This window comes from Kangiella shandongensis, from assembly GCF_020005365.1.
Taxonomy (GTDB): domain Bacteria; phylum Pseudomonadota; class Gammaproteobacteria; order Enterobacterales; family Kangiellaceae; genus Kangiella; species Kangiella shandongensis.
The window spans coordinates 1-7,187 of record NZ_JACNML010000017.1 but is presented as its reverse complement, the minus strand read 5'-3'; the positions used below and the strand labels follow the sequence as shown (position 1 = coordinate 7,187).

10 protein-coding genes and 1 pseudogene are annotated in these 7,187 nt (G+C 38.3%); 1 reads left to right on the top strand and 10 read right to left on the bottom strand.

Annotated features, from left to right (window positions below; translation table 11 throughout):
• On the top strand, positions 1–109 hold a 109-nt coding region (locus H7708_RS13265; RefSeq protein ID WP_223669690.1), incomplete at its 5' end, for an IS3 family transposase.
• 203 nt (positions 110–312) lie between these two features.
• Here the strand turns inward: H7708_RS13265 and H7708_RS13260 are convergent.
• From H7708_RS13260 to H7708_RS13215, 10 genes and pseudogenes are all read right to left on the bottom strand, one after another.
• The gene (locus H7708_RS13260; protein WP_223671341.1) at positions 313–1,254 is read right to left on the bottom strand and encodes a hypothetical protein; all 942 of its coding nucleotides are present in this window, start codon (positions 1,252–1,254) and stop codon (positions 313–315) included.
• Positions 1,255–1,361: 107 nt separating this feature from the next.
• Positions 1,362–2,849, bottom strand: a complete 1,488-nt coding sequence (locus H7708_RS13255) for a T6SS phospholipase effector Tle1-like catalytic domain-containing protein (RefSeq protein ID WP_223671340.1) — start codon at positions 2,847–2,849, stop codon at positions 1,362–1,364.
• A complete protein-coding gene (locus H7708_RS13250) occupies positions 2,849–3,469 on the bottom strand; it encodes a hypothetical protein (RefSeq protein WP_223671339.1) in 621 nt (206 codons plus the stop codon). Before H7708_RS13250 ends, H7708_RS13255 begins: the two co-directional genes overlap by 1 nt.
• A gap of 145 nt (positions 3,470–3,614) precedes the next feature.
• A complete protein-coding gene (locus tag H7708_RS13245) occupies positions 3,615–4,241 on the bottom strand; it encodes a hypothetical protein (protein WP_223671338.1) in 627 nt (208 codons plus the stop codon).
• Between the two features lie 148 nt (positions 4,242–4,389).
• Positions 4,390–5,016, bottom strand: a complete 627-nt coding sequence (locus tag H7708_RS13240) for a hypothetical protein (protein ID WP_223671337.1) — start codon at positions 5,014–5,016, stop codon at positions 4,390–4,392.
• A gap of 62 nt (positions 5,017–5,078) precedes the next feature.
• Positions 5,079–5,519 carry a hypothetical protein gene (locus H7708_RS13235; RefSeq protein WP_223671336.1) on the bottom strand — a complete coding sequence of 147 codons (441 nt, stop codon included), beginning with the start codon at positions 5,517–5,519 and terminating at the stop codon, positions 5,079–5,081.
• A 3-nt stretch (positions 5,520–5,522) separates the two neighbouring features.
• On the bottom strand, positions 5,523–5,903 hold the full coding sequence (locus H7708_RS13230; RefSeq protein WP_223671335.1) for a hypothetical protein: 381 nt from the start codon (positions 5,901–5,903) through the stop codon (positions 5,523–5,525).
• Positions 5,904–5,918: 15 nt separating this feature from the next.
• Positions 5,919–6,200 carry a PAAR domain-containing protein gene (locus H7708_RS13225; protein WP_223671334.1) on the bottom strand — a complete coding sequence of 94 codons (282 nt, stop codon included), beginning with the start codon at positions 6,198–6,200 and terminating at the stop codon, positions 5,919–5,921.
• 9 nt (positions 6,201–6,209) lie between these two features.
• Positions 6,210–6,818 (bottom strand): DUF4123 domain-containing protein, encoded by a 609-nt coding sequence (locus H7708_RS13220; RefSeq protein ID WP_223671333.1) that lies wholly within the window; start codon positions 6,816–6,818, stop codon positions 6,210–6,212.
• Positions 6,808–7,187, bottom strand: a pseudogene (locus tag H7708_RS13215) (type VI secretion system tip protein VgrG); the annotation flags it as partial. The pseudogene H7708_RS13215 and the gene H7708_RS13220, both read right to left, overlap by 11 nt.

Genomic DNA, 7,187 nt, shown 5'->3' with positions numbered 1-7,187 from the left:
CGACTACATCGAAATGTTTTACAATGCCAAGCGACGACATGGTAACAATGATGATGTGTCACCAGTCGAGTTTGAAAAGAACTATTTTATGAAGCTAAAAGGTATCTAGAAAACTTGGGGCGATTCAGTTAAGGGTAATACTACCACTTAAAAGAGTGTTCGGGTTTAGTCTGCCACTACACTACCAACAGGTTTATAAGAAAGTATACAAACAATTAAAACCACTTTATAACAGTCTATATTCTATTAATTAATAGCTGCTTAGATTTGAATACGCCCATAGAATCCCAAAATCAAAATAAAACTAATGAATCACTTATCCGAACGTTGATTATTTTCCGGCGCTCCTGAATACCAGCGATCAAATACAATCATACTTGCTGGGAAATGAGCAATCTTAGAAATATAATCTAGCTTTTGCTGTTCAGACCAACATTCGACATCATCTAGTAAGTCATCAAGCGTTCTTTCAGCATACTCTAAGCGTTGTTCTTTCCTAATCAGTTCTCTCTTATTTACGTGCCCAGGCTCTTGATCCTTTTGTAGTTTTTTCAATTCTTTTGTAAGTTTCTCTACTTCTTTAATTTGCTTCTCCCTTCTTTTCTCAAGATCTATTCGGTATGCCTTTGCTTTGTCAATAGCTTCTTGTTTAGCCTTTCTTATTTCGGCGGTTAAACTCTCCACTTGCCCATTAGGCTCTGCTTTATCCTTATCAACAATGAAAACATATTTTGGATTTTCAATCCTTCCCTCAACTTGAGTAAACCTTAACCAAACGTTATTATCCTCTCTAATGTCAGCATATAAGTACCCACCTTTATGATCTTTTATATAATTTTCCATATAGTTGTTTTCTGGTAATTCTAGAGTTGCTTTCCTGAACTGCTCACCATTTAATGGATCCCATACAACCTCTATTTTTTTGGGTAAAGAAGTCTTTAATGGTAATTTTATTATCCTACCAGTTTCATTAACACTCCATTTCCAAGTGCAGTACCTAAATCCTCTAGCTCCTTTCACTTCTTCACCATCAAACTTCATGCTCTCTATATAAATATCTTGCCCCGCATGGTTTGCAATGCTTGTATCAAATGTATTTCTTGGCTCTGGCTTTACTTTTTTACCCGCCGACCCCGTTGGAGTCGGAGGTGCTATCATCATAGCAAGCCCCATGCAGCCACTTACAGGTAACAACAAAGCGATTAGAAAAAAACTCTTTATGATTTTCTTGTATAAGATTAATTGCTTAAACATAAGATTCCTTTTTTGAATTATCCATAGATTAAGAAGATATCCTGTTCTATATCTTAATGACTAAGTATCATGCTTCAACTCGTGCTTTAACGAGTGCTCACTATCCTTTACGTATTTTCCCCATCTTCGCGTTCGGCTAAATTTTCTGTGTTGATTTCGGCACCCTCCGCATTTGAGTTATCATTTGCCTCAGGCACTACAGCCAAGTTTGAGTCATTAGGAAATATTCTACGAATATGATTTTCATCAGGCTCATTACCTAAATCGGTGCCATATTGTTTAGCACTAAAAATTGACGCTCTATCTTCATCATCCACATCTGACTGATGGACGTGCTTACTATAAATCTCTCTTTCAAATTCTTTTGGAAATTCTTGGTTGGTTAGAACCGCATTAGAATAACGTGCCAATGTTTCACAAAACTTTGGATTAGTCTCCCCCGTTTTGCGATCCTTTTTATCAGGAATTTGATAAATATCATCATCTGGTAAAGGCTCAAAAGGCACATCAAATCCTGTCGCACGGTTATACATCAGTTTCAAATAAACTTTTGCAAGCTCATTGTCTACTTTCTTTCTCCCTACCAGCCAAACTTTAAGATTGATTTCTTTTTCTTCGATATCATAACCTTGTGCCAGATACTTCTGCTTTATTTGATCAACTTCTTCCTGTGTAAACCTTTCTTCTCGTTCATAATCGCCAATATTCCTTCTTCTCCTTCTATCGGCAAGTCCCCTACTGCCAGGGTGTCTATTTCGGTATCGAGCTACCCACTCCAGTTTATTTTCATAGTCATCTTCTGGTCCATATCCGCCACCGATATCCGAGTGAACTCCAATAAAAGTTTCCTCATTTAAAAAGCCACCGTCGTTTGGTTCTATACTGCTCAATGGGAAATTTTTCCTGACCTCATCTTTCGCCACAAAATGCTCGACCTGATCGGCAGAAGCAGCACTTAAATGAAAATTAAAGGGCTGCACAAAGCTTTCATAATATGGGACTTCGTATTCCTGACCTCTTCTTTTAACCGTTCGAGTACCTTTTTCCACTTTCCACTCTGCAACATTAATATTATCGCCAGCCTGATCCTCTTGTAAGCCTAAAATTCCCCACCAACTTCCTGCAAAAGAAGCTACTGTATCGAAAAGTCCAACGAAGCCAACTTTAACGTTAGGTCCAGCTGCGCGATCATGGAGTTCATTAACAAAATGTCTCGCCTGCGCTGCACCACGACTAAAGCCAAAGACATCAACAATGAATTCCTTAGCACATGGTGTCTCATCAAAAAATTCTGAAACCTGCTTTATTGCTTCATGGATCCTTTCGATACCACCCTCGCCTTTAACAATACCACCTAGCTCATTATCTTCATCATCAATTGTTCCAACACCGTTTTTATAAATCCTTTTATATTTTCTTAGTTTTTTCTCATCATCCTTTTCAAGATACGTCTCAAATAATTTCGCAATATTCGACATTTCACCTACTGGCCCATCATTTTTTTTATTATTTCCTGTTCCATCAAAAAATACGCCTACTCTTAATACCCAAGGACAAGTTTTTGGTAATTGATTGGGGCTACTACGCTCACTCATTACTTTCCTTCCTTATCATCTATAAACTCCGTGTACCATTTATCATATACTTCTAGAGAATTAGTATAAGCACCCAGTTCTTTTAAGCGTTTTCTTTTTGATGCACAATCTAATGTATAATTCTCATCTTTTTTATAATTACGATACCTTGTCACAATATCATCTGTCTTAACACCCTGACCTTCGGCTAAAATCATAATTTCATCTTGTGACTTTGGTGATGAATTCTTAGATAGTTTTATCCATACTTTATGATCGCGTCTAAAGTCTATAATAAATACAGACTTATGACTAGATTTACTCTCCCCATTCAACCAAGGTGGATTTAATAACAGTTCATTAACGATATCACTATCTGGCAATTTCACTTTTGCTTTCATCCGCGCCATCTCACGCCACGCATACCATTCTAAATAAATATAATCTTGTGGAGACGAAGTTTTACTAGAAACAGAACCAATACTTCTTGATCCATTTATATTTCCACTGCTACAACCAAGTGTTCCTGTTGATGGTGCACTCCATTTTCCATCTATGATAATTTTCTCTAACCAAATACTAGCTTCAGAGTTATTTTTAGATCCAAATTCAAAGTATCTACCGTCTGCCTGCCTCTGCATTGCCGAGCAACCTAGCAATAAGAGGATGCAAACTATTGTGACTATTAACTTCTTCATCGTATTAAACCTTTTCCGTTATCTGATACAAAAATCGAACGTATTGCTATCAGTGTAAATTTTTAGTGATTGGTCAAGACTACTTCCTTCACTCATCACTTTCTTCCTTATCATCTATAAATTCCGTGTACCATTTGTCATAGATCACTAGCGGTGCTGTATAATATCCTAGCTTCTTTAATCGTTTTCTTTTTGATGCACAATCTAATGTATAATTCTCACCTTTTATATATTTATGATACCTTGTCACAATATCATCTGTCTTAACACCCTGACCTTCGGCTAAAATCATAATTTCATTTTGACTCTTTGGATATAGTGTTTTAGCCAATTTTATCCATACTTTGTTATTAGGCCTAAAATCAATAATAAAGGAAGACTTATGACTAGAATTTTTAGCTTTATTTAGCCATGGTGGATTTAGTAAAAGATTATTAATGATATCTTCATCTGGTAGCGTTACTTTTGCTTTCATTCGGGCCATCTCTTTCCATGAGTACCATTCCAAATAGATATATTCTTGCGGAGCCGGTGTATTATACGAAGGACTGGCTCTTCCACCTCCTCCATTAATATTACTACCTCCACAGCCCTTTATCCCAGTAGTACCTGAACTCCACTTTCCATCCACAATGACCTTTTCTAGAAATATACTTGCTTCAGAGTTATTGTTTGACGCAATGTCAAAATAACGCCCATTCGCTTTTTTTTGCATAGCGGAGCAACCTGAAAATAACAAGGTGCAAGCTATTGCGACTATTAATCTCTTCATCGTATTAAAGCTTTTGTGTTATTACTGACACAATAAGCAAAGCTCATTGCTATTAGTGCCGCTTTGTAATGATTGATTAAGACTACTGCGCTCACTCATAACCTAACTCCTTATTCTCTGGTGCACCTGGATACCATTGATCAAAAGTTGTAATTGAACCTGAATAGCCTCCTAAGGCTTTAACTCTCTTCCTTTGTGAAACACAATCAAGCTCATAATCTTTACCTTCCTCAAAAGATATATAATCCTTAATCACATCTCCTCCTTTTTCTATACCCTTACCTTCCGCTATAATCATCACCTGATCCTGAGATTTCGGAGATAAAGTGTTGGCTAGCTTAATCCAGACTTTATGCTTTGGTCGAAAGTCAACTATAAAATAGGACTTATCTATACCATAACTATTTTTAGGCCACGGAGGATTCAGTAGCAGGGGATAGATCACATTCTCACCCGGCAACTCAATAGTAGCTTTCATACGTGCCTTTTCCCTCCATGCATACCATTCCAGATAAATAGTATTTTTCGGTGCAGGAGTGCTACTCGACACTGAGCCGCTTCTTCCGCCACCATTTATATTCCCACTTCCACACCAGTGAACCCCTGTAGAAGGTGCAGACCACTTACCATCCACTATGATTTTCTCAAGTTCAATACTCGCTTCAGAATTGTTATTAGAAACAAAATTGAAATGGCTGCCATTGGCTTGCGGCTTCATAGCAGAGCATCCACAAAGCAAAAAAAGTAACTATTATAAAAAAGACTAGCTCTTTCATTATGCTACTTTATTCCCTGAACAGATGGTGATACCAAATCGTATTTCTTACGCTTCAGGTATCTTTGCATATCTCTTACCCGAACATATTTTGAGAAACGTTCGTCTTTCAAAAATCGCTTGATATCCTTGTCAACGTTATCATCTGCCATGAAGTCTTTGCCTAAATAACAAGATATAAGAGTAAAGCCTTGCCTCAAGTTAGTATTTTCATAGCCATACTTCGCTGCTTGCTTTCCGACATAATCAATCCATGATAATTGTTCGGAATTTCCTAGCTCTGAGAAGAAACCTGGAAACTTTTGGTTAATCAACGATTGTGTTTTAGACAGATACGATTGGTAGGCATTATTTTCTACCTGTTTCGATTCTTCGCCACTATCCATAGCAAATACAACATTGCTAAGACATAGCATTGTTATTAGAACAATCAGCTTCTTTAACATAACTTAGACCTTCTCAGGTTGCGTTACTTTCGGGGTATTCTTGTCAATCCAACGATTGGCATCTCGGGTGCGAACATAGGGAGAGAAGTTCGAGTCGGTGATAAAACGAATCAGATTATCATCAACACTTGGGTCTTTAAGGAAATCTTTGCCTATCTTGCAGACAATATTTAGGTAATCTTTGATCAGGCATTCGTTGCCGAAGCCCAATTTTTTTGAATCTCTAACCACGCTATCCAGCCACGTTAATTGTTCCTGCTTTGAAAAGTCTTCCCAGAAACCAGAAAACTTTATTGCAACTTCTTCGCGACACTCTAATAAAAATTTTTTGTAATGGTTATCTACAAAAAGTTTTTGTATTTTATTGTTGGCTTTATCTGACATTATAAATGTCCTTGTTTATTCAATTTTTACTAACGGGTCTCCTTTATCAATAAAACCACCAATTGCAGTCTTATCACCTTTTCTAGCAACGGGTTTGCCATTGATTTTGACCACGCTAGATCCTTTAACGATCACATCGGTGCTGTCATCGCATTGGAGCTTGTCTCCAACAACAGCGACTGGAATACCATTCACTGTGACTTTTGCCTGACCACTAATAATAGGACCGTTCTTATGCTCACTACTTTTTGTTCCTTTACAAGTATGCGTATGCCCTACTAATGCTACTTCTTTCATTACATCCTCCTAAGCAACTTGTGCCTCAACATCCTGATTATCTAGACTGATTACGTCCATGGCGATCTCTTCAGTATTCTCATCCTTGACGTACTGATTCATTTCTAATCCGTTTCCAACCTCGACCAAAAAGCGTTTTGCATTGCCCATAAACTCGCTCACCGCCTCTTCTTCTGCCAACGCCTCAAGATATGAGTTTAGTACTAACGGATCGTAAAACCGAAAATAGGCCTGCTCCTTGCTGTCGGGTAAACGAGTTTTAATCATATCAGCAAAATATGCTGCTAAACTATTTATTGGGTCACTCGACTGCACTATAAAACTCAGACTGTTGCCGTAGAGTTTATCAATAAACCACTGAGTTACTTTTGTTCCTTGCTTCAAAATGAGTAAGTAAGGAGCGACTGATGCCAGTCGCTCAGCCTCATCTTTCCTAAAGAGACAAACGTACTCTGCATCCAGCCCTTCTAGATAATAGGAAATGCTTTCATCCTTCGCAGCATCAACGACAACGAATGTCTGTAGCGGCAATTGTTCGTCATCCTTCCCATCAGTAGTAAAGAGCATTGTTTCCAATGCTTTTTTTTGCTGCTTCGTCAGTTTGTTGCTACTCTTCACCATCTTTCCTTGCTACACACTCTTCACAGAAAGGTAACCCTTCGTTTGCTGCACCTTTTAAGGCATCGATTTGTGGAGCTGAGCCGCCGCCCATGCTGATCGAGCCACCTTTGATATTGATGGCTTTGCCTTCCAGGGTGATCCCTGAGCTATCGATAGTAATCGAGCCTCCAGGGCCTGCGATCACAAACTTATCTGAAGCATGCATCACCTGCTTACTGGTTCTGCTAAAGATCTTCTCAACGACTTCCAGATCATATTTGCCCTGAACCTTATGCTCATAATGTCCACCCACTTCTTCCCAGTGGTTGGCATAGGTGTATTCCTTACGGTGGTTGTTGACGTTCTCCAGCAGGTCTTTGGTAATTT

What these genes read in the sequence shown, in the direction of transcription:
- H7708_RS13250 (WP_223671339.1), bottom strand. Translation starts at nt 3,469, where the DNA reads ATGCAGAGGCAGGCAGACGGTAGATACTTTGAATTTGGATCTAAAAAT.
- H7708_RS13230 (WP_223671335.1), bottom strand. Translation starts at nt 5,903, where the DNA reads ATGTCAGATAAAGCCAACAATAAAATACAAAAACTTTTTGTAGATAAC.
- H7708_RS13245 (WP_223671338.1), bottom strand. Translation starts at nt 4,241, where the DNA reads ATGCAAAAAAAAGCGAATGGGCGTTATTTTGACATTGCGTCAAACAAT.
- H7708_RS13235 (WP_223671336.1), bottom strand. Translation starts at nt 5,519, where the DNA reads ATGTTAAAGAAGCTGATTGTTCTAATAACAATGCTATGTCTTAGCAAT.
- H7708_RS13240 (WP_223671337.1), bottom strand. Translation starts at nt 5,016, where the DNA reads ATGAAGCCGCAAGCCAATGGCAGCCATTTCAATTTTGTTTCTAATAAC.
- H7708_RS13255 (WP_223671340.1), bottom strand. Translation starts at nt 2,849, where the DNA reads ATGAGTGAGCGTAGTAGCCCCAATCAATTACCAAAAACTTGTCCTTGG.
- H7708_RS13225 (WP_223671334.1), bottom strand. Translation starts at nt 6,200, where the DNA reads ATGAAAGAAGTAGCATTAGTAGGGCATACGCATACTTGTAAAGGAACA.
- H7708_RS13260 (WP_223671341.1), bottom strand. Translation starts at nt 1,254, where the DNA reads ATGTTTAAGCAATTAATCTTATACAAGAAAATCATAAAGAGTTTTTTT.